This window comes from Bradyrhizobium sp. SZCCHNS3052, assembly GCF_032484495.1.
Classification (GTDB): domain Bacteria; phylum Pseudomonadota; class Alphaproteobacteria; order Rhizobiales; family Xanthobacteraceae; genus Bradyrhizobium.
On the sequence record NZ_JAUETB010000016.1, the window covers coordinates 60,751 to 82,947 of the forward strand.

The following is a 22,197-nucleotide window of genomic DNA, read 5'->3' on the forward strand; positions in this document are numbered from 1 at the left end:
ATACCTGGCCTCGGCATTGCCGTCTCGCGCCGCAGAGGCCGGCGCGGGGCCGCATGGCGAGGTGCCGCGATGGGTTCTGGAAAAGCGTTGGATTTGGCCGCCTCGGCCGTGGTATGCGCGAGGCGGGAGCACGATGTGATGGAAAGACGCCTCGCTGCCATCCTTTGCGCCGACGTCGCCGGCTATTCACGCATGATGGGGATTGACGAGGACGGCACGCACGCCGCCTTCAAGGCTCATCGCGGCGCCATCCATCCGATCATCCTCAACCACGCCGGCCGCATCGTCAAACACACCGGCGACGGCTTTCTGCTGGAATTCGCCAACGCCGCCAGCGCCATCCAGTTCGGGATCGAGATGCAGTCCCTGATGGCGGAGCGCAACGCCGATCTGCCGTCCGACCGCAACATGCGCTTCCGGCTGGGAATCCATCAGGGTGAGTTTACGGTCGATGACGGCGAGGCCTTCGGCGACGGCATCAATGTCGCCGTCAATCTGGAATCGATCGCCGTCCCGGGCGGTGTTGCCGTCTCGGCCAAGGCTTATGAGGAGGCCGGCCTGCAACTCCCCGTCAAGCTGACCAGCGCCGGAAGCTTTCAGTTCAAGAACCTGCGGGAGCCGGTGCAGGCGTGGACATGGGAGCCGGGTAGCGAGGCGGCGATCCGGGCCGGGACGAGCGTCACCGGCCTGCCGCCGCAATATCGCACCGCGATCGTCGGCGTGCTGCCATTCGTCAACCTCTCCGACGACGCCGACGCCTATCTCGCCGACGGGCTCGCGGACGACCTGATCCATGCGCTGTCGCTGCAATCGTTCTTTCGTGTCCTGAGCCGCACCTCGACGTTTCGCTTCAGGGACCGCGGCCTCAATCCCCGCCTGGTCGCACGCGAGATCGACGCGACCTACCTGATTCAGGGAACGGTGCGGCGCTCTCGTCACAAGCTCCGCGTGACGGCGGAGCTGATCGCGCCCGAGACCGGCGCTCAATTGTGGACCGGTCGCTATGACGGCGATGTCGGTGATCTCTTCGCGATGCAGGACGAGATCACCACCAGCCTATGCGCGGCGCTGATGCCGGAGATCTATCGTGTCGAAGCCTCGATTCCAGTCCGCGCGCCGGCGACCGACCCGACCGGATGGGACCGCTTCCTGCGCGGTCTGTCGCACTACTACCGACCGACCAAGGCCGACTACGAGATCTCCATCTCGCTGTTTCGGCAAGCCATTGCGCTCGATCCCACGCTCGGTCTCGCGCACGCTTATCTCGCGACCATTCTGATGCAGGGCATCAATTTCGGCTGGATCAAGGGCTCGCGCGAGCTCTGGCAGGAGGCGAAGAATCTGGCCTTGGACAGCGTGCGGCTCGACGGGCGCTCCTCGTTCGCCTATGCGATCCTGGCCTTCGTGCAGGCCATGCAGGGCGACCATGACGACGGCATGAAGGCGGCGCGCAAGGCGACCGAGCTCAATGCCTACGACATGGGCGCACGCGGCGTGCTCGGGCTCTGCCATATGGTCAACGGCGAGCACCAGCAGGCGATCGATCTGTTCTCGATCGCGGCCCAGCGCGGCAACAGCGATCCGCGCTACCAATGGCCGGCGCTGAATGCCTACAGCCACTACCTGCTCGGCCGCTATGAGGCGGCGTTGTCCTGGGCCCGCGAGGAGCTGTTTCTCTACCCGAACCATCTGCAGGCGCTGACGATCCGCGCGGCGACCCTGGCGCAGCTTGGTGCGACCGACCAGGCGGGCGACGCCGTCGACGTGCTGCACGCGCAATACCCCTGGCTCACGCTCGACCGCCACATCAAGAACATCCGATGGAAACGCCGGGACGACATCGACCACTACCGCGACGGACTGATCAAGGCCGGGCTGACCTGAGCCAATCGGGTCCAATGTCGCCGGCCCGCCACATGGCCTACACATTGCTTCCGCAAATTGATTGGATTCGACCGCTGTTGCCGTGGTATCGCCCTGAGTAGGAGCAAAGACGGAATGGAGAGACGGCTGGCCGCGATTGTCTGTGCCGATGTGGTCGGTTACTCGCGGATGATGGGCGCCGACGAGGCGGGAACCCATGCCGCGTTCAAGGCCCATCGCGGCGCCATCCACCCGATCATCCTCAATCACGGCGGCCGCATCGTGAAATACACAGGGGACGGGTTTCTCCTGGAATTTCCGAGCGTCGTCGGCGCCATCGCGGCCTCGGTCGAGGTGCAGAAGCTGATGGCCGAGCGCAATGCTCATTTGCCGGCCGACCGGGTGATGCAGTTTCGCCTCGGCCTCAACATGGGCGACGTCATCTTCGATGAGGACGAGGTGTTCGGCGACGGCGTCAACACCGCGGTGCGGCTTGAAGCCGCAGCACCGCCCGGCGGAATTGCCGTCTCCCACAAGGCCTACCAGGAAGCCAGCAAGCACCTCACGGTCACCTTCGTCGACCGCGGGCCGTTCCGCTTCAAGAACATCGAAGACACCATCAACGTCTGGACCTGGGATCCGTCCTCGCCGGAGAAGAGCCGCGAGCAGCGGTCCGCCACGACCCTGCCGGCGCAATACCGCACCGCCATCGTCGGCGTGCTGCCATTCGCCAATCTCAGCGGCGAGACCGACGAATACTTCTCGGACGGCCTGGCCGAAGACCTCATCCATGCGCTGTCGCTGCAGTCGTTCTTCCGGGTGCTCAGCCGCAACTCCACCTTCGCCTTCAAGCATGCCGGCATGAGTGCCCGCCTGATCGCGCGCGAGATCGATGCGACCTATCTCATCCAGGGCTCGGTGCGGCGCTCCGGCGACAAGATCAGGGTTACCGCCGAGCTGGTCGCGCCGGAGAACGGCGAGCAGCTGTGGGCCGGCCGCTACGACCGCGACATCGGCGACCTGTTTGCAGTGCAGGATGACATCACCGCCAACCTCTGCACCGCGCTGATCCCCGAGATCTATCGCGCGGAGGCGGCGGTGCCGGTGCGGTCCAAGACCACGGACCTCACGGCGTGGGATCGCTTCCTGCGCGGGCTGTCGCACTACTACCAGCCGACCAAGGCCGACTACGAGAGCTCGATCGCGCTGTTCCGCGAGGCGATCAGGATCGACCCAGGTCTTGCGATCGCCCACACCTATCTCGGCACCATCCTGCTGCAGGGCATCCATTTCGGCTGGATCAGGAACTCACGGGAGCTGTGGGACGAGGCAATGGCGCTGGCCGAGGCCGGCGTCCGGCTCGATTCCCGCTCGTCCTTCTCCTATTCGCTGCTGGCCTATGTCCATGCCATGCAGGGCCGGGTCGAGGCCGGGATGGAGGCGGCGCGCAAGTCGCTGCAGCTCAATCCCTATGACATGGGCGCGCGCGGCGTGCTCGGCGTCTGCCATCTCGTCGCCGGCGAGCACCGCCAGGCGATCGAGCTGTTCTCGGTGGCGGCCCAGCGCGGCAACAGCGATCCGCGCTATCAATGGTCGGTGCTGAGCGCGTTCAGCCATTACATGCTCGGCCAGTACGACGCCTCGCTGTCCTGGGCGCGAGAGTCGCACTATCAGAACCCGAACCATCTGCAGTGCCTCGCCATCCGCGCCGCCGCGCTGGCGCAGCTCGGACGCTCGGTCGAAGCGGGCGAGGCCGTCGCGGCACTTTTGAGCCAGCATCCGTGGATGACGATCGAGCGCCTCCTGAGCAACATCCGCTGGCGCAATCCCGCCGACATCGCGCATTATCGCGACGGCCTCACCAAGGCCGGCATCCCGTTGACCAAGCTCACTCTGGTGGACACCAAGGCCAAGTTCGCGGGCGAATAGCGCGATCGCGACTTGAGGTTGACACTTGGGCGGGTTGCGCCAATCATTCACGATTGCATTGTAGCGTTCAGACGGCGGCCGATCCGCCCGTTCCTCGGCGCAATTCGGCGTCGTCCTCGTTTGTTTGCGTGATTTCGTTTTCATCACTCAGGTGCTTTCCAAGGATGTTCTTCGATGCAAGAAGACAGCGCCCGTGACGCCCTGCCCGGACAGCTTCCGGTCTCGTCCGACAACCCGTGTCCCTTCCTGCGCGCGCTCGTCGCCGGCGGCTTCGTCGACGGCCACAGCGTCCCCTTGAAGACCATCGGCGACCGGGTCGAGGCGGCGAGCGGCGAGACCGGCTTCAAGAAGCGGCTCGTCGGCATCGAGACCTTTGGCGTTGCGCTGATCGCCAACGGCCTGTCGCCGCTGCGGCTGCTGAAGAGCCTGTGGTCCGGCGCCGATCTCGACCAGTTGCGCAACGGCCCGCTCGACAAACATGGCGGCGGATCGCGCATTCTCGACGCCGAGGCCAAGGTTCATCCCGAGGAGATCGACCGGTTCGCGAGCTTCGGCAGCGACTATCCCGATCCCAACGGGGGCACCGAGCGCGGCCTCAACGAGGCGCAGATCCAGACTTTCATGAAGGCCAATCTGACGCGCGACGGCGACCGAGCGCGCTGGTACTTCCCCATTCTGATGCAGGGCGAATGGCCGGTGCTGCTCAACATCCTCGGCAAGGGCGAGGGCGACGGCCGCTATCTCTCCGTTGCCGAGGTCCGCACGCTGTTCGTCGACCGCCGCCTGCCGCAGCGTATCGCCGCGCGGCTGATGGCCAAGCCCAAGCCCGCGAACATCGTCTGGCGTATCGGCAAGGCGCTCGTCGGCACGGCAGTGCTGGCCGGCGCCGCCGTGTTGCTCGCCTGGGTGGCCGCGCCCGACGCCGTCAGCGACAAGCTCGGCAAGGTTCTGCCGAAGAAGGTCGCGGCGTTGATCCCGCCCGCTTTGCCCGAGACCGAGCCGACCAGGGCGGCCTATTGGCTCGATCAGGGCTGGACCACGCAGGACCGGCACTGGTTTCACCACGTGACGCAGGGCACCGCGACCTTCCCGATTCCCTACGCCTGGTTCATGGCGATGGAGCAGCCTTATCTGGCGCCGTTCGGCACGCCCGGCCTGATCTCCGACAGCGCCTATCTCGAACGTTTCGGCTTCATCCCGAGCCCGAAGAGCGTCGACGGCGACCCAAGCGTCCTCCGGCCGTTCGGCTACGCCGCGACGGCTGCCAAGACCGAGCCCGCAGCGCCACTGCCCGCCGGCCTCAAGCCGACCCCGGCCGGCAACGAAGGCGGCCTGCCGGTCGGCTTTGCCCGGCTCACCGGCGCGACCGATCCCGCCACCGGCGCCGCGCAGTCCGACAAGATCGGCCTGACCTGCGCGGCCTGTCACTCCGGCAGCATCCACTACAAGGGTGTGAGCGTACGCTTCGACGGCGGCCCCGGCATGGTCGACCTGCGCAAGCTTGAAGAGGCCATGGGCTTTGCGATGATCTTCACGCAATACGTGCCCGGCCGCTTCACGCGCTTTGCCGATCGCGTGCTCGGACCGAATGCGTCCGACGCCGATCGCGCGAGCCTGAAGAAGGGCCTGAAGGCCGCGATCGATTTCGCGCTCAACATGCAGGCCAACAACTACAAGACCACGATCGAAGCCAAGGGCCAGACCGAGACGGAGGAAGGCTTCGGCCGGCTCGACGCGCTGAACCGCATCGGCAACCAGGTATTCTACCTCGACATGGCCTCGAGCGGTCTGCCCAACATGCTCGACAACCAGGAGGCCATCGACGCGCCGGTGTCCTATCCGCCGATCTGGACCGTTCCGTGGTTCTCCTGGGCGCAATATGACGGATCGATCGCGCAGCCCCTGATCCGCAATGCCGGCGAGGCGCTCGGCGTCTCCGCACAGATCAACTTCTCGCCGAAGACCGCGAGCGACAGACTGTGGCGCTCGTCGATGGCGATCGATAACCTGCTCTACATCGAGAACATGCTGCGCGGTCCCGATCCGTTCGCGACCACGACGCCCGCGTTCGGCGGGCTGACCTCGCCGAAATGGCCGGAGAAGCTGTTCGCCGGCGACGACGCCTGGAAGATCGATCCGGTCCGCGTCGAACGCGGCCGTAAGCTCTATGCCGCTGTCTGTGTCGAGTGCCATCTCGGCCCGGTCGCCGACACCGTGTTCGACAAGACCTATCCGGACAAGAGCTTCTGGAAGATCAAGCCAGCCGATGACTGGGAGAGCAAGGGCTGGAACGCCAAGGGCCCGATCCTCGACCTCGTGCAGAAGCCCGTCGAGGCGATGCAGACCGACCCCGGACAGGCGAGCATTCTGGCCAACCGCAAGGTCAACGTGGCAGGCTTCCTCGAGGTCGATCCGGCCAAGGACCTGAAGGGCTGCAACCTGCCGCAGGGCTCGACCACGGAGATGCCCTATGCGCTGGCGCTGATGGCCGTCGTGCAGAAGGCCAGCGACAAATGGATGGAGGACCGCAAGATCTCCGAGGCGGAGCGGACCGCATTGTGGGGCGATCGCAGGAACTGCCCCAACCCGGCCGGCAAGAGCTATCGCGCCCGCCCGCTCAACGGCGTGTGGGCGACCGCACCCTATCTGCACAACGGCTCGGTGCCGTCGCTGTACTGGCTGCTGACGCCGGCTGCCGAGCGGCCGACGTCGTTCTGCCAGGGCGCGCGCGACTATGACCCGAAGTCGGTCGGCTTCGCAGTGCCGAAGGGCGGCGAGAGCACGTGCAAGGTCGGACAGACGCTGTTCGTGACCAGCGATTCCAGCGGCAAGCCGATCAAGGGCAACAGCACGCTCGGCCATTCCTTCGAAGGGCCGACGAAGCCCAACAAGGATTATCCGAACGGCATCATCGGCGGTGCCTTCTCGGAGGACGAGCGCTGGGACCTGATCGAGTACCTGAAGACGCTGTGAGGTCACGCGACGGTGCGGCCTGCTGATCATGGGGCGCACCGCAGGCTTCACGCCGCGGTCCAGCCGCCCGGACGCACGCAACGCCGGATCGCTCCCTGCTCTCCGAGGGAATGCAAGATCACCCAGCCGTTGACGACGAGATCGCGCACGCCCTGGTGACGCTGCAGGACCTCGTCCATGGCGCTCTCCGGCGCGGCGATGAAGACGTTGAGCCTGATGGGTTCGTGGATGAAGCGCGTGCCGTCATGCACCGACTGCCAGGGCAGCCCGACACGCAAGTCGCCGGCGTTGCCCTCGAGCACGCCGAGCTGGCCGACGATGTTGTGCAACACCTTGTTGCCGCTGCCGAAGGCAGCGTTGTTCACGGTCGAGCCGTAATATTGCAGGTTGATCCAGCTCGCGACCACCATCGGCGCCGTCATGATCAGCTCGAGGGTGCGATAGCCGTCGTCACGGGCGGCCTCGTAGGAGTGCAGGAAGGCGCGGCCGCCGAGGTCGAGGCCGCGGGTGAAGGCGCGCGGCGCGGCGATGAAGGCGGCGTTGCCGGCGAGCCCCCATTCGGGCCGCACCTGCGACCAGTCGCGGCTCCGGGCGATCACCGCGTCATCGATGTCGGATACGTCCTTGATGCCGAGCAGCGCGCTGCGCTCCTGCCGCGCCAGCCGTGCAGCGTCCGCGAGCCGTGCCTTCAGCCGGGACAGATCCGGCGCGAGCACGGCCGGAACGTCGTCCTCGTCGAACAAGGTCACGGCATCGGTCGTGGTGTCGTGCAGCGCTCCGATGAACCAGCAATCGGCGGGGATGTCGATGCCCTTGGCGCGCAGACCTTCTCGCACACGCCAGTCGTTGAGAACGGCTGCGGCGACCCGCGCATTGGCCTCGCCGGTATGGCCCCCGCAGGCGCCGCAATCCAACCCCGACGCGTGCGGATTGTTGACGGTGGTGCTGCCGTGACCGGCCAGCAGCACGAGCCGCGCGAACGGCCCGGTCAGCGACATCGCCTTGAGCACCGCCTCGGCCATCGCGACGCGCTGCGGATCGGTGAAGCCGGTGGCCCGCCCGCCGAGCTCGCCCGGTGTCAGCCGCGGCTGGACGCGGGCCGCGATCTCGGGATCGAGACCATCAACGACGGGTGACGGCACGGGACGCGTGACACCTGCGCTGTCGGTTGCGATCTTGGCGGCGAAGCCGAGGCCGGCGGTCTCGACGAAGGAGAACGACGAGACGGCCGAGACCTTGAACGACTTCCAGGCCTTGGCCGCCCGCCGCCGCAGCAGCCGCAGACCCAGCACCTCGGCCGCCTCGACGTCATCGGCATGCTTGACGGCCTCGCAAACGACAAAGGCGGGCTTGAGCAGCACCGGGCATTGCGCGCCGCCCCTGGTATGGCCGATCGGGACGTATTCGATCGGGAAGCCGAAGAATCCGGCGAAGCCGATCGTCTCGGCTTCCGGATAAGCGGTCTCCAGCGCGCGCCGGAAGATCTCCGAGCGCACGTCGATGCAGAACGCGGCCTGCAACGCCGGCCGCGCCGGCAGCCGCGGGATCGCCGCCTCTGCGCCATGCGCGGCAAGCTGCCCGACCAGCCGCGCCCGGAAGGCGATCTCATAGGCCTCGTGCAGCACGAGATCGATCGCAAGCTCCGGCGTCTCGTCGAGCCGCTGATCGGCCGGCAGCTTCGCCGCTTCCGCCATGGCCTCCGCCCAGGCCGCCTTGAAGGCGTCGTCGGTGCGCGCCTGATAGAGCGCGTAGCCCCAGGCGAGCCGGATCGCCAGCAGCTCCAGCAGCGTCTCGTCGCGCCGACCGTCGAGCTGCGCGTTCCAACCGATGTAGCGGGCATAGGCCGACCAGCCGCCGAGATCGAACAGTGCCCGCACCAGATAGTCCTCGACTGCCCGCGCGGGGATGCCGAGCCGGTCGACGATCAGACCGATCGCCTGCACCGGATCGGCCGGCAGCTCCGCGATCGCCTTGCGGAAGCCGGTGAGCCCCATCACCTCGGGATTGCGGTCATAGGCCGCGATCGTCCGCCACGCGGCATAGGGCTTCAGCTTGCGCACCGGGCTGGGCCAGCTCGCCTGGCCTTCGTCGAAATAGGTGGCGCAAAACGCCGAGATCTCGTCGATCATGAAGGCGACCAGCGAGACGTAGCGATCGCCCTCGGCGAGCCGGTCGAGCACCTCGGCGACCGTCGCCACGACGGCGGGCGGCGACGACAGCCTGGCCTCGGCGCGCGCCTTCTGCTTGAGCGCGTCGACATCGAGCCCGGTCGAGGGATGCAGCGCGAGCGCCTGCGCCAGCGCTTCATCGTCGATCCGGCCGTCGTCGAGCGCCTGCCGGTAGTAGCCGCGCGGCATCAGCATCCGCGTCCGCACCACGCGCTCGAACGTCGCGGCGGTCGCGGCGAAGCTCTGCGAGGTAAAGCCGAGGAACGGATTGACGGCGACGAAGTGCTTCAGCGGCCACAACGGCGCGACCCGCTGGCAGGCGCTGTCGATGCGGGCCATCAGCCCGGCATCGGCGGTGGTGTCGATCGGGTCGGTCATGGACATGGCAAGGGCAGCCTGGGTCATCTTCATCTCCGGCTTACGGCTTGGACGGAAGGTGCGAGCTCGCGCTTCGCGGCCAAACCGTCAGCACGAGGCGGTTGGCGAGCGTGTTGAGATAGAGGCCGTTGCGCAGGTGGACGTAAGCCGCGATCCAGAACGGCGCGTCGGCGCGGCGCATCATCTGGTTCTGGAACACGGTCACCGCCGCGAACGAGACCACCACGGCCGCCGCGATCAGCATCGGCACGACACCATCGACCGGCCGCGATGCGGGAATGCTGCCGCCGACCAGCCAGGCCGTGCCGGCCTGCAGCGCGAAGTAGACGATCGCGACGCCCGCTGCGGTCACCGCGGCGCGGGCGATGACGAAGGCGTTCGGCCGCTCGTCGATCGCGTTGGCCATCAGGTGCACCAGCCCCATCAGCAGCACCGAGCCGAGCGCGATCTGCGCCGGGTTGCTGCGGAGCGTCATGCCGAAGGCGAGCCCCGTCAGCAGCGCGAGGCCGATCACCGCGACCAAGGCCAGGATCAGCCTTGCGGCGTGCGGCTGGCCGCCGGGGCTCGGCGTCCATGACGCGCGGGCGAGATCGATGATGCTGCCCGACGACAGGAAGGCGTGCGCCTTGTAGAGCGAATGCGCCACGATGTGCAGCAGCGCCGCGGAGAAGGCGCCGAGCCCGCATTGCAGCAGCATGAAGCCCATCTGCGCCACCGTCGAATAAGCGAGCTGAACCTTGACCGAGGTCTGCGTCAGCATCACCAGCGAGCCGAACAGCGCGGTGGCGCCACCGACGACCGCGAGGACGTCGAGCGCGGGCGTGGCCAGCAGCAGCACGTCGCTGAGCCTGAGCACCAGGAAGCCACCGGCATTGATGATGCCGGCATGCAGCAGGGCCGACACCGGGGTCGGCGTCTCCATCACCTCGATAAGCCAGCCATGCAGCGGCAGCTGCGCGGATTTCAGCATCGCGGTCGCGACGATCAGCAGCGCGGCGATCGTGACAATCGCCGATCCCGCCCCTTCTCCGCCGCGGGCCTGCGCAGCGAGGCTGGCGAGCTCCAGCGTGCCGAAGCGGAGGTAGAGAAGCAGCGCCGCGACCGCGAGGAAGGCATCGCCGAGCCGGCTCGCCACGAACTTCTTGCGCGAGGCGCGGACCGCGGCCGGACGGGTGTCGTAGAACAGCAGCAGCTTGCCGAGCGCCAGGCTGGTGCCGATCCAGGCCGCCAGCAGCAGAACCAGGTTTCCGGAGATCAGCAAGGTCAGCACCGCGGCCAGGGTGAGCAGCAGCCAGCGCGTGAACCTGACCTGGCCGGGATCGCCGTCGAGATAGTTGCGGCTGTAGCGCACGACGACGAAGCCGATGAAGCTGACCAGCATGATGAGGATGGCGCCGAGCGTATCGAGCTGCAGCGACAACCCTAGGCCGTAGCCGCCGAGCAGTGGCGTCCGCCCTGCCCCCATGACCGCTGCGCCGAGGCTCGCGACAGTGGCAAGGGCGAATGCGAGCGCGGCGGTCGCGATCGCGTTACGTGCGACGGTTCTGGCGCTGCCGCCGGTGCCGGCGAGCGCGACGACCGCGAGCGTGAGCGGCGCAAGCGCCGCAAGACAGGGAAGGAGCTGGTTCATGGCGGCCCGGTCGTTTGATCACAGGGGACGATCTCTCCCTCTTGCTTTACGGGCTGCAGTTCATTCCTAAAATTTCAATCATTGAACCTGATCATTATAAAATATAGAATGATTGTGTGCCGCATCTGAATTACCACCACCTACGCTACTTCTGGATCATCGCCGGCGAAGGCAGCATGAGCCGCGCCGCGCAGCGCCTCAACGTCTCGCCCTCCTCGCTGTCGGTGCAGGTGAAGGCGCTGGAGGAGCAGCTCGGGCAGAAGCTGTTCGAGCGCATTGGACGCACCCTGCAGCTCACCGAGGCCGGGCGCATCGCGCTCGACTATGCCGGCAGCGTGTTCAAGTCCGGCCATGAGCTGATCGAGACCTTGTCGGGCCTGCGGCCGGGACGGCAGCTGCTGCGGGTCGGCGCCGCGGCGAACCTGTCGCGCAACTTCCAGATCGCGTTCCTGAAGCCCTTGATCGGGCGCGGCGACGTCGAGCTGATCATCCACACCGGTCAGTTCAGCGACCTGTTGGAGCAGCTCGACGCCCACAAGCTCGATCTCGTGCTCGCCAACCATCCGGCGGCGCCAGACATGCGCAGCAATTTCGACAACACGCTGATCGATGAGCAGCGCGTCAGCCTCGTTAGCCGCAAGCCGGCCAAGCCCGCGCGATTCCGATTCCCGCAGGACCTGGCAACGACGCCGGTGATCCTGCCCGGCCGAGGCAGCGCGCTGCGCTCGGCTTTCGATGCGCTGGTCGGATCCAGCGGGATCCGTCCGGTCATCGCCGCCGAGGTCGACGACATGGCGATGCTGCGCCTGATGGCCCGCGAGAGCGGCACCGTCACGTTGGTGCCGTCGATCGTCGTGATCGACGAGCTGCGTACCGGCGTGCTGGTTGAACGCGCCCGCCTGAGCGCGCTGAAGGAGCAGTTCTTCGCCGTGAGCCAGCAGCGCCGCTATCCCAATCCGCTCGTCGCCGAGCTGATCGGATCACGCGACAGGAAGAGCGGTTCACGGCCTGAATGACCTGTCCGTGGCACTTTGTCTTGAAATAGGTTGCAGGCAGCCCGCAAGACATCGGGACGGACCGGTCTTGCGGACCAACTCCCAGTTCGTTCCGAACTGGGGCAAGGTCAGCAGTCGTGAGCCGTCCGATCAGAACATCGCGGGCGGACTGACATTCACCCCGTGCTGGACCAGCACGAGAGAAGCGACCACGCCCGTCAATGAGAACATGGTCACCAGACCAAATCCGGAATTGAGCGCATGGGGACCAACCAGCTTCCGCACAATCATCATCATCAATGTCTCCTCCTGAATGTCGTTAGTGGACTTAACTAGAGGGACGGTGCGTTACCGGGGCGTTTCCAAATTTGGAGAGATCGGCGCGTGGTGAATGCATCCTTGAATGCACAGCATGCCCGGCATGAAGGCCGCTTAACACTGACGGCGGATTTGCAGTTGCATCGAGACGGGGGAAGCGCCGACGCTCGAAAAAGTTGAATCGTCGTATTAGCTCGCCCTGAACGGAGCACGATGTCGACGACAAGGGTGGACGACGGCCGCACGCGAGGCACGGTGTTCGCGTCGCGCGGAGCGGTCGCATCTATACGCGGCGCGAGCAATTCGACGTTTCCCGTTTCCCAGCCGAAGTACATCGTCACCCCGAATGAAGTGGCCGCAGCCGTCAGGCGACCCTCATTCATTCGGCTGGTGACATCCGGCTCGGGACGGATCGCGAAGACGTTCGCGGTCTGCGTCCTGATATGATCCTACTTCGCCTCATTCATCGCCGTCGCTGCGAGCAGCGCCGCCTCGATCGTGTCCCGGGTCTTGTCGAGATGCGCCATCATGAGCGTCACCGCGCGCTCGGTGTCGCGCGCCAGCGCCGCCTCCATCAGTTCGCGATGCTCACGCGCGGCATCGCGGTTGCCACGATCGGTCTGGCGGGCGAGATCGAGATAGCGCTCGTTGTGTGCAAACAGGAGATCACGCACCCGCATCATCCAGGCGCTGCCACAGGCCTGGGCCAACGCGGCATGGAAATCGGCATGCGCCAGCATCCAGGCCGGCGAGAAGCTGCCGTCATGGGCCGCGATCGGCGTCGCGGCCAGACGGTGATGCGCGGCAACGACCGCGGTCTCCCAGGCGAGATCACCGTTGGCGATGGCGCGGCGCAGGCACTTGGTCTCGATCTCGACGCGCATGTCGGTCAGATCGCGCAGATCGGCCACCGAGACCGGCGCCACGCGGAAGCCGCGCTGCGGCGTCGCCGTCACCAGCCCTTCCGCCGTGAGCCGCGCCAGCGCCTCGCGGATCGCCCCGGTGCTGACCGAGAAGGCTGATCCGAGCTCGCTGATCTTCAGCTTCTCCTCCGGACGATAGAGCCCGGCGAGCAGGCTGGCACGCAACTGCTCGTAGACGGTCTGGGTGGCGCTGCCGGACATCGACTCACTCTCGCGGGACAATCAATTCACACTAGCAAAGTCTAAAAGTATATTTTCATCAAAAAATATATTTTAATTGCACGGCCTCCGCCATCCCCCTATGCTCAACGCCAAAACGCCGCCGGCAGCGCGGCCCATCAGGGAGGTATCCATGCGAAGCACCATCGCAGCGGCAGGATTGCTCGTCGTCGCGTCCGTCCTCGCCGTACCCGCTCGGGCGGAGGATCAGCCGGGCATCACCGCCAGCGAGATCCGCATTGGACAGACCATGCCCTATAGCGGGCCAGTGTCCGCCTTCGGCATCCTCGGCAAGGGCGAGGTGGCCTATTTCAAGATGGTCAACGACCGCGGCGGCATCAACGGCCGCAAGGTCAACCTGATCTCGCTGGACGACAGCTACGTGCCGCCCAAGACCGTGGAGCAGACGCGACGGCTGGTCGAGAGCGACGAGGTGTCGTTCATCTTCTCGACCATGGGCACCGCGCACAACACCGCGATCGCCAAGTATCTCCAGGGCAAGAAGGTGCCGCAGCTGTTCGTGGCCTCGGGCGCCTCGAAGTTCGGCGACCCTGCGCAATTTCCGCTGGCCTTGATGGGCGTGATGGCGCCGTTCCGCAACGAAGCGCGGATGTATGCGCGCTACGCGCTGCAGAAGAAGCCGGATTCGACCTTTGCCATTCTCGCGCAGAACGACGATTTCGGCCGCGACTATCTCGCCGGGCTGAAGGACGTGCTCGGCGAGCGCTTCGACAGCACGGTGACCGTCGCAAGCTACGAGTCGACCGAGCCGACCATCGACTCGCAGATCGTGAAGCTGAAATCGACCGGCGCCGATGCGCTGATCATCGCCGCGACGCCGAAATTCGCCGCGCAGGCGATCCGCAAGACCTTCGAGATCAACTGGCGGCCGCTGACGTTCCTGACCAACGTCTCGGTGTGGATGTCATCGGTCATGGAGCCGGCGGGACTGGAGGCCGGCACCGGCATCATCTCGACAGCCTACGTCAAGGATCCGTTGGATCCCGCCTGGGCCAACGATGCCGGCGTCAAGGGCTGGCGCGACTATATGGCGAAATACGTGCCCGACGGCGACATCCGCGATTCCAACTACGTCAACGGCTACAACAACGGCATGGTAATGGAGCAAGTACTGAAGGCGGCCGGCAACGATCTGTCGCGCGAGAACATTTTGCGGCAGGCGCTGTCGATCAAGGATCTCGAACTGCCGATGCTGCTGCCGGGCATCAAGGTCAACACGTCAGAGACCGACCACCTCCCGGTCGAGCAGGTGCAGTTCATGCGTTTCACCGGCAAGCAGTGGGAGCGGTTCGGCGAGGTGCTGTCGACCAAGTAGCGGCGGCTGCTCCGTGGATCGTCGGCGCGGCTCCGCGCTGACGACAGGCGCACGCATGGGCTGGCACGGTATTGGAGGACGGCGCCTCTCTCTCGCCACGTAAACAAAATCGCAACAGTCGCCTGCGATGTTTCGTCGCAGGTCAACCGAAGTCGCAATCGGCGTCCGCATACATCCACATGTGGTCCCGCGCGCGACGGCGTGACCCTCTGCTCACGGCCGGGGGAGCGGGCGGAGGCGGGCTCCTGCCCGGTTCTCACCGCAGGTCTCCTTGAAGCAGTCGCGGAGATGATCGCCGCGGGGGAACCGCCAACAAGGAAAAGAATACAGGTCCTCACCGCCCCAACGGGATCTTTTGAGGAAGAGCATGACGGATATCAGCCGACCAGCGAGCCGGGCGAGCGCCGCCATCGCGCGCTTCTCCCGCGACAGCAAGGCCAATATCGCGGTCACATTCGCGCTGGCGCTGTTGCCGATTCTCACGGCGATCGGATGCGCGACCGACTACTCCATGGCCATGCGCATGAAGATCAGGCTCCAGTCTGCGGCGGATGCCGCGAGCATCGCCTCGATCTCGGTCAACTCGGCAGGCTATACAGCGGCGATGGCGATGACGTCGGACGGAACCGTTACCGCCGGAGTCGCGGAGGCGGACAACATCTTCAAGGGCAACGCCTCTACCTTTCAAGGCTACACATTGACGTCCGAGACCAGCACCGTCACGAAGAGCGGGTCCACACTGACGTCGCAGGTGCAATTCACCGCCAACGTGCCGGCCACGTTCCTGACGGTGATCGGCTATCAGAATCTGACGGTCAGCGGCCAATCGTCCTCCTCCGTCACGTTGCCACTCTATCTCGACTTCTATTTGACGCTGGACGTCTCGGGCTCGATGGGCCTCCCGTCGACGTCGTCCGAAGCACAGCGCATGCAGGCCATCAGCCCGGACAACTACAGGCAATACCCCACGGGATGCACGCTGGCGTGCCATTTTTCGCCGCAGAATAGCGCTTGCACCGATTCAGGGACCCAGGGATATCCCACAAACAACTATTGCCTGGGCTATGCGATCTCGCGCGTCAGCCAGAGCGGTTACAAGAACCTGCTGACCACCAACAAGAACTACCCCATGGGCGTTCAACTGCCGTCGTCGATCGTGTCCGGCCTGCCGAACTCACTGTACAAGAACCTGGCGACCGTTGCGAACTGCCCGACCGATGGGACGGATGCGTGCATCCAGCTGCGGCTGGATGCCGTGGGCTATGCCGTGAACCAGCTGTTTGTCACGGCGAACAACACCAAGAAGGTCAACAACCAGTTCCGGATCGGGCTCTACCCCTTCATCCGATATCTCTATTCCTACTTTCCGCTCACCAGCAGCATCAACGGCTCGACGACGGATTCGACCACCATCAACTATGCGGCGGCCAACCTTGCGACGCTGCTCGACACCAACACCAACGCATCTCTCGGCTCGGGCGGAACGCATATCGACACGGCCCTGTCCAGCGTCAACAACCTGATCGTCAATGTCGGGAACGGCAGCGCCTCGACCAATACCCTGCCCTACGTGTTCCTGGTCACCGACGGCGCGCAAGACCCGCAAGTGAAGGGCGTGCCCAATGGCTCATGGTCCGGCAGCAATCATGCCACCGTGATCGATCCGAACACCTCCTGCACACCGCTGAAGAACCGCGGCATCGTCATCTCAGTTCTCTACATTCCCTATCAGGTGATCAATCCGGTGAACGCATCCTTCGCCGGTGACGAAGACGACTATGCCAACAGCAACATTCCTTCGATTCCGCCGAGCCTGAAGGCCTGCGCCTCGCCGGGATTCTTCTATACGGCGAACACGCCCGCCGACATCACGTCGGCGCTGAACGCGATGTTCAATCATGCGGTGTCCGAGGCGCATCTGACGAGATAGAGCAGAGACAAGCCCAGGCTCGGCCGTTGGACTTTCGGCGCCGAAGGCGTAGACCTCTACCGTCGACCACGAAAGAGCCGCGGCGCCCATGTCCGAGACTGATCCGCTCACGCTGAAATTTCGCTGTCCGAAGGAGCTGGAAGGCCTCATTCCGCAGCCGGTGCCGGCGCCGATGGGCGTTCCCGACTGGGTCAAGACGATGCCGGCCACCGCGTTCAGCGCGCTCAACCAGGCCGAGGAGCAGACCGTCAAGCGCTGCCCGCCCTTCATCGACGCGATGACGACGGGCTTCCTCATTCCGCTGATCTGCGATCTCACGGTCGAGGATGGCGGGATCAGCTGGGACAACGAGCTGCCGCCGGGCGGTGCGATCGATTTTCCGCGCTCGCCGATCAGCTTCCACGACGTCGCGCAGGTCACGGGCTCGCCGCTGTTCGAGGCCGACCGCTTCCTGCTCAAGTTTCACAATCTCTGGACGATCGAGGCGCCGGAGGGCTGGGCATTGCTGTTCACGCATCCCGTCAACCGCTTCGACCTGCCCTTCACCACCGTGACCGGCCTCGTCGACAGCGACCGCTTTCACGATAGCTTCGTGCATTTTCCGGCGCATTGGCACGACACGTCGTTCCGCGGCGTGCTGCCAAAGGGTACGCCGGTCGCGCAATGCATTCCGGTGAAGCGGCAGGCGTGGACGATGCAGACCTCGGCCTTCACCGAAGAGGAAATCGCGGAGATTCACGAGGTGCGCGAGGCGCTGAAGCGCGAGACCGGCGTCTATCGCAAGCGGTTCAGGGCTTGAGGGCGGCCACGCCGTCGACCTGAAGGAACTTCGCCGCATCGCTCGGCCGGAAAAAGAAGCGGCCATGCGAGCTAACGACCATCGTATAGGCCGCGCGGCTCAACAGATGCGGCCGGCCGCGCACCACCGTGCGCAGCGCCGCCTCGGCCCCGGCGCGGTCGCCCATCTCCATCAGGCACATAGCGAGGTTGGCGCGGGTCTGCGTGTCCTCAGGCCGCAGGCCGAGCGCATGGCGGTAGGTGCCGGCGGCCTCGGCATAGTCGCCGTCGAGGAACTGCACCCAGGCGAGCTCGATCAGGATGTCGGGCCGTCCCGGGGCGGCCTCGCGCGCCGCCAACAGGTGGTTGCGGGCACGAACGCGGTCATTGGCCTGAAGAGAGAGGCGTCCGAGATCGAGCTGGAGGTCGACGCTGTCGGGTGACAGCGTCAGCGCCTCCTCGATCACGGCGATGGCTTCACCAAGCTGTCCCGACTTGGCAAGCCGCCCCGCCAGCTCCTGGAACGCCGGCAGAAAAGCCGGCCGCCGCGCCGCAGTCTTGCGCAACTGCGCGATGCCGTCGGCGGCGCGTCTGGATTCGCACAAGGCAGCGCCGAGCAGTGTCTCGAGTTCCGGATCGCTGCCGCGGAGCGCCGCCTTCTCGAGCGCCGCGATCGCTTCGCTCGCGCGCTGTTGGCCGAGCAGCGCATGGGCCTGGACGAGCAGCGCGGCGCGGTCGGTCCTGGCCGTGCGCAGAATCGAGGCGGCGATCTGCTCGGCGCGCGCGAACTGCCGCGCGCGCAGCGCGTGGATCGCCTCCTGCAGCGCCTGCGCCTGCAATCTGTTCTGCGCCTTGCTCACGACCAGCCGTCACAACGCGAGGGGGTTGGCCGGTAGCTCTAGCCCGCAGGACCCAGGGGTGTCCAGCGGACGGCAGGACGGCTCACCCGAACAGCGGCGTGCCCGGCACGAAGGCGTCGAACGCGGCCCAGAACTGCGAGCGGTAGCGGTCCTGCTCCTGCAGGATCTCGTGCTTGGCACCGGCGATGACGAGATGCGAGCCGGCGCGCAGATGATAGGCGAACTCCTCGATCGCCGCGGTCGACACCACGGTGTCGCTGGACGCCGCCAGCATCAGGATCGGCTGGCGGATCTGGGAGGGATAGGTCATGCCGCGGAAGGTCATCATCGCCGAGAAGGCCGCGTCGGCCCAGGCGACCGTGGGCGAGGCGATGCCGAGCGTCGGATCTTCTTCGAGGATCGCGGCGTTGCGGGCATAGCGGACCGGATCGGACGTCAGAGGATTGTTGACGAACGGCGCCAGCCCGCTGATCTCGTCGTTGCCGCCCGGCACGTAGCGACCGCCCTGTCCGGCGATGCGCATCGCCCGCAGCAACAGCCGCGCCGGCAGCGCGGTGCGGCTGTCCGGAAGGTCGATCATCGGCGCCGACAGCACGACGCGATCGAACCAGCGCTTGCCGGCATGCGCGAGCCGCAGCAGCACCGTGCCGCCCATCGAATGCGCCAGCGCGAAATAAGGCGGCGGACAATCCGGCAGCACGACTTGCGTGACGAAGGTCTCCACGTCGGTCTCGTAGTCGGAGAACGAGCGCACATAGCCCTTGCGGGAATCGCGCAGGCGCCGTGACGAATGGCCCTGGCCGCGCCAGTCGATGATGGCGACCGCAAAGCCGCGATCGCGCAGATCGCGCACCGTCTCGAAATACTTCTCGATCATCTCGCTGCGGCCGGTGAACACGCACACCGTGCCCTTGCGCCCGGCCGGCGGCGCCCAGCGCGCAAAGCGCAGCTCGGCGCCATCAGGGGTCTTGATGGTGCCGGCAGTGACGTTTTCGGGAACGGGATTGGCGGGAATCGAGACGAGCGTCATGAGGCGCCCATCGAATAGGTGAAAGGCAGCGGGAATCAAGGGGTGGAACGGCAAAAAGAGCAGGTCTCGGGCGCCCTTGAAGGTCGAAACGTCCGACCCATATCGAGATCGTGCAGGCCGCGTCAGGCTGCACGACAGCCCGGCCCGATGGCGGGCGGGTTAGCCAACAGTCGCTCAATGGAGGACTTTGACCATGCGTACCTACGACCTCACCCCCTTCTATCGTTCCACCGTCGGTTTCGACCGTCTGTTCTCGCTGCTCGACCAGGCCACCGCCGAGCCCACCCCCGGCTATCCGCCCTACAACATCGAGCGCACCGGTGAGAACGCTTACCGCATCACCGTCGCCGTCTCCGGCTTTGGCAAGGATGAGCTCTCCCTCGTCGCGAAGGAAAACACGCTGACGATCAAGGGCGAGAAGGCCGCCAACGAGAACGGCAAAAAGGCCGAGGTGCTGTATCGCGGCATCGCCGCCCGGGCCTTCGAGCGCTCGTTCCAGCTCGCCGACCACGTGGTGGTGAAGAACGCCAGTCTCGAAAACGGCCTGCTCCACGTCGACCTCGTACGCGAGATTCCGGAAGCGAAGAAGCCCCGCTCGATTCCGATCTCGACCGGCGCGCAGGCCGCCGAGCAGCCGGTGATCGAAGGCTCGGCCGAGAAGGCCGCCGCCTAACAGCACATCCTCATTCTGGAATAGGAGCGCCCCGGGCAACCGGGGCGTTTTTTCATGTCTCGCTGCAGTGCAGTCAAACGATCGTGACCACTGGTAACGGCCAGCTCTCAGCTCGCGAAGACGCCAATGATCGCCTCGTCAACCGGGCTTGGAGCCGTGACATGGACCTTCTTCGCACCCTCACCTGCGCCGCCGCGCTGCTGATCTCCGCAGGCCCCGCCCTCGCCGAGCCCGCGCAGCCGCCCAAGGTCCACAACGTCGTGCTGGTGCACGGCGCCTGGGCCGATGGCTCGAGCTGGGCCAAGGTCATCCCCTATCTGCAGGCGGCCGGCCTCAAGGTCACGGCCGTGCAGAATCCGCTGACCTCGCTCGCGGATTCCGCGGCCGCCACCCGCCGCGCCCTGGCCGAGCAGGATGGGCCGGCCGTGCTGGTCGGCCATTCCTGGGGTGGCACGGTCGTGAGCGAGGTCGGCACCGATCCGAAGGTCAGCGCGCTGGTCTATGTCGCGGCCCGGGCCCCCGATGCGGGCGAGGATTTCGTCAAGCTCGCCGGGCAATATCCAACACCGCCGGCACGCGCCGGCATCGTCGACCACGACGGCGAGACCAAGCTCAACGAGGACGCCTTCCTGAAGGACTTCGCCAATGGTGTCGATGCGACGACGGCGAAGGAACTCTATGCGGTGCAATGGCCGACCGCGGCGACGATCTTCGGCAACCGCACCACCCAGGCGGCGTGGCACGACAAGCCGTCATTCTATGCGGTGTCGAAGCAGGACAAGACGATCGATCCGGATTTCGAGCGCTTCCTGGCCCACCGCATGAAGGCGACCACGATCGAGCTGGACGCCGGGCACCTGTCGCTGGTGTCGCATCCGAAGGAGATCGCTGATCTGATCCTGAAGGCCGCCGGTCAGCACGAGTAGTGCGACCGATCGCGCTGGGATCTCATCGGCTGCTCCAAACGACCTGTCATGCCCGCGAAAGCGGGCATCCAGGTCGCCGTGGCAGTCGTGACTGACCGAGATGCCGGGGTTACGTTATCGCCCGGTCGAGCCGGGCGATGACAGCTTTGGTGGTGGCAAGCGGCCGGGCAGACCGTCTGACTGCCTCTATTCCAAACCCTGTACAGCCGGCATCTTTGCCGTCGGCAGGATCTGGGGCACGGGCTTCGCCGTGGGCGCTGCGACGGAGCCGGTCGTCTGCGGCGCGGCCGCGGCCGATTGCACCGGCTTCGGCTCAGAGGGTTTTGCGTCTGAAGCCTTTGCGTCTGAAGCCTTAGCTTCTGAAGGCTTGGCTTCTGAAGGCTTGGCCTCTGAAGGCTTGGCCTCGGCCGGCTTGATGTCCGCGGGGCTGGGCGCGACCGGCTTGACCGCCTCGGCCGGCTTCGGATTGAGCGCGGCGGTCTGCGGTGCCGGAGCACTCGGCCGTGCGGCAGGCGTCGGCACCTTCGGCTGGACCGGCACCGCGGTGGCAACGCGCGGCGCAGCCGGCATCGGCGGCACCAGGCGCGGATCGGCCCGGATCACGCTCGGCGGCGGCAGGCGGTCGAGGCCGCCGCGCGGGCTCGGCTCATAGCGCATCCGCTCGTACTCCTCGCCCCATTGGAACGCCGGCACGAAGCGGATGATGCGGCCGGAGCGAGCATCGACCACGAGCTTGCCGTCCTCGCCCTGGCGATCGAGCACCGCCACGACCCAGACATTGCCGCGCTGGCGCGGTGCGCCGAGCGGCGAGAAACCGTTGTCGCGCAGAATCGCATAGACCTCATGCACCGGCAGGAACGCCGGTGCATAGCCATACTCCTGCTGGTAACCGTCCTGACGGTAGACCGGCGCCGGCGGCACATAGCGCTCGTCGCGGTAGCCGTAGTCAGGGCCCGGCCGATAGCCGTAACGCGGCGGCGGTGCGGGCACGACGGCCGGCGGCGGCAGGTCCGAATAAGGCGTATCGAAATCGGAGACCACCGTGTAGGGCGCACGGACGCCCTGTGGCGGCAACGGCTCGGCCTGCGCGGCAAACGGCGCGATCAACGCGGCCGAGACGACTCCAACTAGCAACTTCATGGCTCAAAGCTCCTGCATGCCCCCGCACGTGAAGCTGTTCGCTTCTTCTCAAGTGCCGCGGAAGTTCTGCCGTGATTCCGGCGGTCCTGGGTCGGCGAGAGGGCGGGATCGGGGCGTTAGGTTTCAAAA

Annotated in this window: 16 protein-coding genes; 9 read left to right on the forward strand and 7 right to left on the reverse strand. The window is 66.0% G+C overall.

Features of this window, described 5'->3' with window-relative positions:
• The first annotated feature begins 138 nt into the window (after positions 1-138).
• From QX073_RS31375 to QX073_RS31385, 3 genes are all read left to right on the forward strand, one after another.
• A complete protein-coding gene (locus tag QX073_RS31375) occupies positions 139-1,884 on the forward strand; it encodes an adenylate/guanylate cyclase domain-containing protein (RefSeq protein ID WP_315716570.1) in 1,746 nt (581 codons plus the stop codon).
• Between the two features lie 114 nt (positions 1,885-1,998).
• The gene (locus tag QX073_RS31380) at positions 1,999-3,792 is read left to right on the forward strand and encodes an adenylate/guanylate cyclase domain-containing protein (protein WP_315716569.1); all 1,794 of its coding nucleotides are present in this window, start codon (positions 1,999-2,001) and stop codon (positions 3,790-3,792) included.
• Positions 3,793-3,966: 174 nt separating this feature from the next.
• Entirely contained in the window at positions 3,967-6,765 is a 2,799-nt protein-coding gene (locus QX073_RS31385) for a di-heme-cytochrome C peroxidase (RefSeq protein ID WP_315825436.1), read from the forward strand.
• 47 nt (positions 6,766-6,812) lie between these two features.
• Here QX073_RS31385 and QX073_RS31390 read toward each other — a convergent pair whose 3' ends face one another.
• Complete coding sequence (locus QX073_RS31390; protein WP_316226912.1) at positions 6,813-9,338, reverse strand: DUF2309 domain-containing protein; 2,526 nt, start codon at positions 9,336-9,338, stop codon at positions 6,813-6,815.
• 13 nt (positions 9,339-9,351) lie between these two features.
• Positions 9,352-10,941: an NADH-quinone oxidoreductase subunit L gene (locus QX073_RS31395; RefSeq protein ID WP_316226913.1), complete on the reverse strand. Its 1,590-nt coding sequence runs from the start codon at positions 10,939-10,941 to the stop codon at positions 9,352-9,354.
• A 116-nt stretch (positions 10,942-11,057) separates the two neighbouring features.
• Between QX073_RS31395 and QX073_RS31400 the strand changes: the two genes are divergently transcribed.
• A complete protein-coding gene (locus tag QX073_RS31400) occupies positions 11,058-11,957 on the forward strand; it encodes a LysR family transcriptional regulator (protein ID WP_316167855.1) in 900 nt (299 codons plus the stop codon).
• Between the two features lie 129 nt (positions 11,958-12,086).
• Here QX073_RS31400 and QX073_RS31405 read toward each other — a convergent pair whose 3' ends face one another.
• Positions 12,087-12,233 (reverse strand): hypothetical protein, encoded by a 147-nt coding sequence (locus tag QX073_RS31405; protein WP_315716719.1) that lies wholly within the window; start codon positions 12,231-12,233, stop codon positions 12,087-12,089.
• Positions 12,234-12,703: 470 nt separating this feature from the next.
• Positions 12,704-13,378 carry a GntR family transcriptional regulator gene (locus QX073_RS31410; RefSeq protein WP_316226914.1) on the reverse strand — a complete coding sequence of 225 codons (675 nt, stop codon included), beginning with the start codon at positions 13,376-13,378 and terminating at the stop codon, positions 12,704-12,706.
• A gap of 151 nt (positions 13,379-13,529) precedes the next feature.
• Here QX073_RS31410 and QX073_RS31415 point away from each other — a divergent pair, with 151 nt between their 5' ends.
• The 3 genes from QX073_RS31415 (at position 13,530) to QX073_RS31425 (ending at position 17,461) form a co-directional block, all read left to right on the forward strand.
• Entirely contained in the window at positions 13,530-14,732 is a 1,203-nt protein-coding gene (locus QX073_RS31415; RefSeq protein WP_316167859.1) for an ABC transporter substrate-binding protein, read from the forward strand.
• 367 nt (positions 14,733-15,099) lie between these two features.
• Positions 15,100-16,662: a TadE/TadG family type IV pilus assembly protein gene (locus QX073_RS31420; RefSeq protein WP_316226915.1), complete on the forward strand. Its 1,563-nt coding sequence runs from the start codon at positions 15,100-15,102 to the stop codon at positions 16,660-16,662.
• Between the two features lie 88 nt (positions 16,663-16,750).
• Positions 16,751-17,461, forward strand: coding sequence for a hypothetical protein (locus tag QX073_RS31425; RefSeq protein ID WP_316174976.1), 711 nt, complete (start codon positions 16,751-16,753; stop codon positions 17,459-17,461).
• Here the strand turns inward: QX073_RS31425 and QX073_RS31430 are convergent.
• Together QX073_RS31430 and QX073_RS31435 are read right to left on the reverse strand one after the other, a co-directional pair.
• On the reverse strand, positions 17,451-18,299 hold the full coding sequence (locus tag QX073_RS31430; protein ID WP_316226916.1) for a tetratricopeptide repeat protein: 849 nt from the start codon (positions 18,297-18,299) through the stop codon (positions 17,451-17,453). The genes QX073_RS31425 and QX073_RS31430 overlap by 11 nt on opposite strands.
• 82 nt (positions 18,300-18,381) lie before the next feature.
• Entirely contained in the window at positions 18,382-19,329 is a 948-nt protein-coding gene (locus tag QX073_RS31435; protein ID WP_315769296.1) for an alpha/beta hydrolase, read from the reverse strand.
• A 193-nt stretch (positions 19,330-19,522) separates the two neighbouring features.
• Here QX073_RS31435 and QX073_RS31440 point away from each other — a divergent pair, with 193 nt between their 5' ends.
• A complete protein-coding gene (locus tag QX073_RS31440; protein WP_315716558.1) occupies positions 19,523-20,002 on the forward strand; it encodes an Hsp20 family protein in 480 nt (159 codons plus the stop codon).
• Positions 20,003-20,163: 161 nt separating this feature from the next.
• On the forward strand, positions 20,164-20,928 hold the full coding sequence (locus QX073_RS31445) for an alpha/beta hydrolase (protein ID WP_316226917.1): 765 nt from the start codon (positions 20,164-20,166) through the stop codon (positions 20,926-20,928).
• Positions 20,929-21,114: 186 nt separating this feature from the next.
• On the opposite strand, the gene QX073_RS31450 is transcribed toward QX073_RS31445, so the two are convergent.
• Positions 21,115-22,068: a hypothetical protein gene (locus QX073_RS31450; RefSeq protein WP_316226918.1), complete on the reverse strand. Its 954-nt coding sequence runs from the start codon at positions 22,066-22,068 to the stop codon at positions 21,115-21,117.
• Between the last annotated feature and the right edge of the window lie 129 nt (positions 22,069-22,197).

What these genes read in the sequence shown, in the direction of transcription:
- QX073_RS31375 (WP_315716570.1), top strand. Translation starts at nt 139, where the DNA reads ATGGAAAGACGCCTCGCTGCCATCCTTTGCGCCGACGTCGCCGGCTAT.
- QX073_RS31380 (WP_315716569.1), top strand. Translation starts at nt 1,999, where the DNA reads ATGGAGAGACGGCTGGCCGCGATTGTCTGTGCCGATGTGGTCGGTTAC.
- QX073_RS31385 (WP_315825436.1), top strand. Translation starts at nt 3,967, where the DNA reads ATGCAAGAAGACAGCGCCCGTGACGCCCTGCCCGGACAGCTTCCGGTC.
- QX073_RS31390 (WP_316226912.1), bottom strand. Translation starts at nt 9,338, where the DNA reads ATGACCCAGGCTGCCCTTGCCATGTCCATGACCGACCCGATCGACACC.
- QX073_RS31395 (WP_316226913.1), bottom strand. Translation starts at nt 10,941, where the DNA reads ATGAACCAGCTCCTTCCCTGTCTTGCGGCGCTTGCGCCGCTCACGCTC.
- QX073_RS31405 (WP_315716719.1), bottom strand. Translation starts at nt 12,233, where the DNA reads ATGATGATGATTGTGCGGAAGCTGGTTGGTCCCCATGCGCTCAATTCC.
- QX073_RS31410 (WP_316226914.1), bottom strand. Translation starts at nt 13,378, where the DNA reads ATGTCCGGCAGCGCCACCCAGACCGTCTACGAGCAGTTGCGTGCCAGC.
- QX073_RS31415 (WP_316167859.1), top strand. Translation starts at nt 13,530, where the DNA reads ATGCGAAGCACCATCGCAGCGGCAGGATTGCTCGTCGTCGCGTCCGTC.
- QX073_RS31420 (WP_316226915.1), top strand. Translation starts at nt 15,100, where the DNA reads ATGACGGATATCAGCCGACCAGCGAGCCGGGCGAGCGCCGCCATCGCG.
- QX073_RS31425 (WP_316174976.1), top strand. Translation starts at nt 16,751, where the DNA reads ATGTCCGAGACTGATCCGCTCACGCTGAAATTTCGCTGTCCGAAGGAG.
- QX073_RS31435 (WP_315769296.1), bottom strand. Translation starts at nt 19,329, where the DNA reads ATGACGCTCGTCTCGATTCCCGCCAATCCCGTTCCCGAAAACGTCACT.
- QX073_RS31440 (WP_315716558.1), top strand. Translation starts at nt 19,523, where the DNA reads ATGCGTACCTACGACCTCACCCCCTTCTATCGTTCCACCGTCGGTTTC.
- QX073_RS31445 (WP_316226917.1), top strand. Translation starts at nt 20,164, where the DNA reads ATGGACCTTCTTCGCACCCTCACCTGCGCCGCCGCGCTGCTGATCTCC.
- QX073_RS31450 (WP_316226918.1), bottom strand. Translation starts at nt 22,068, where the DNA reads ATGAAGTTGCTAGTTGGAGTCGTCTCGGCCGCGTTGATCGCGCCGTTT.